The organism is Staphylococcus sp. EG-SA-2 (assembly GCF_017152085.1).
In genome coordinates, this window is the sequence record NZ_JACYHC010000676.1 from 1 (window position 1) to 2,020 (window position 2,020).

Consider the following 2,020-nt stretch of genomic DNA (forward strand, 5'->3'; position numbering starts at 1 on the left):
CTTCTCTACTAATTTTGACGTATCTTTTGGGGATGAACCAATTAATAAAAGGAAAAAATAAACTAATCCAAGTGCTTATTATATCGATCATTAAGTACTCATCATTATATTTAATAATTCTATATTTTGGGTTTTTATTGATGATTTTAGATTCGCACAGCAATGTTTACACCCCCTAATTAGCAATTGAAAACCAACTAAATTTGTAACTATTTATTAGACTTTAAAAATATATGTACTTTTTTATCTATAATTGAGTGCATATTCATTAACATAAATAGCATAGTCATGAAAAGCCAAGAAATATATAAGATTAAATTTTGTACATTTTCAAACACCAACAAGTAAAATGCCCCATAAGACATGAAACCAGTAAAGAGGTAATAAAAAATTGTGAAACACATATTTTTAAAGGAGGGTAATAATCTTAATTTAAGTTCATTATTTTTATTTTCCTTATAAACATTTAATGTTAATTTCTTATTTAGATAACAATAAAAAAATATAACCCCTAAAAAACCAATAAAACAGCTGCTCCAAACAATTAGTTTTTCTAATTGAAAATCAAATAAATAAGTATTTCTTCTTACAGTACCACCAAGTAACACAATACCCGCGAATATAGTCCATCCTATCGATTTATTTTTAACTGGTTTGACAATATTTAATTTTTCATAATCATTCTTAGTGATTTTGACATATGTTTTCGGTATGAGCCAGTTAATAAATGGAAAGAAGAAAACAATCCAATTACTTGCTAAATCAATCATTAAGTATTCACTTTCGTATTTGATTATTCGATATTTAGGATTTTTATTAATAACTTTAGATTCGCAAAGCAATATTTACCAACTCCATTTCATAGGATTAATATGATTACTAATACTTTTTGTGGCATCACCAATGGCATTACCAACACTATCTACAGCTTTTTCTGCAGTTTTGTTTACAGCATCAATACCCTCGTCTATTTTATGTCCTGCCCAGTCCACTTTATCTTTTATGCCAAAATAATTATTTTGATAAAGATAATCAGAAACAGTAGATCCAATAATACCTGCTGTTAAAATACCTACCACAGCCCAACCGACTGGATTACTTACTAAAGCCGCTACACCAAATGCTGCAACAGATCCAGCTGCAAGCGTCATACCATTATGCGACAATGCCTCTCCAAATGTTTTATTATCATTTGCAAGATCATCATACATACCTATACCAAATCCTACACCTGCAACACCTTTCCCTAGATATTTTCCGCCTTTTGCAAATTTACTACCATTTTCTATAAACACATTACCTGATGTACGTTTGACTTCCACAAATGAATTTGGACCGGCTGGGCCTTTCACTCCACCTGCTGTATTGATAAATACACCGAATTTACTTGCATTTATACCGCCTTGCTCTAAAAGTGTTGACGTAATATCTAATCCTATATCTCGTTTAATACTATCTTTATTGTCATTTATATATTTCATTATACTTTTCGGGATATCGTCTTCTGGATGTTCTTTGGCATATGCCTTTATAACAGCAAAGTCTGCTTTATTTAAAGTTTCTTTCTCTGCTTTATGTTCAATTTTCCCCATAGCAACTTTCAAATATTTTTCATGACTTGCTTTAGCCCAATCAAGTTCTTTACCTGAAGGTATATTAAATTGATTTGTTGAAAAGTTCCAAAAATTCTGCGCTTGGGTAAGTCCTTGTTGGACAATTTTTTGAAATTCTTCAACTTCTTTAAATATTTCTGGTGATTTTTGATTAAACTCACGTAATTTACGTAGTTTCTCTTCTAATTCATGTTTTTGTTGACCTAATGTTTGTATTATTTGTTGGTTCGATGAAATGGCTTGCTGATTATCGGAAGCATGCTTTTTCAAATTGTTAGTTAAATTTTCATATCGCGTAATTTGTTGACTTAATGATCTGATATCTTCTTCAAGCTCTGATTCTTTTAAAGATATGCTATCAACCTCACTCGTATAACGTGACACAAAATTATCGCAAGCTTGCTTCG

The 2,020-nt window shown here is 30.5% G+C and carries 3 protein-coding genes; all 3 read right to left on the minus strand.

Translation table 11 applies throughout. The annotated features are described in order from the left end of the window. The coding region (locus IDG60_RS12225) for a DUF443 family protein (protein ID WP_206160613.1) at window positions 1–163 on the minus strand (163 nt) is incomplete at its 3' end. A gap of 46 nt (window positions 164–209) precedes the next feature. After that, complete coding sequence (locus tag IDG60_RS12230; RefSeq protein ID WP_072416008.1) at window positions 210–845, minus strand: DUF443 domain-containing protein; 636 nt, start codon at window positions 843–845, stop codon at window positions 210–212. Then, the coding region (locus IDG60_RS12235; RefSeq protein ID WP_206160746.1) for a transposase at window positions 846–2,020 on the minus strand (1,175 nt) is incomplete at its 5' end.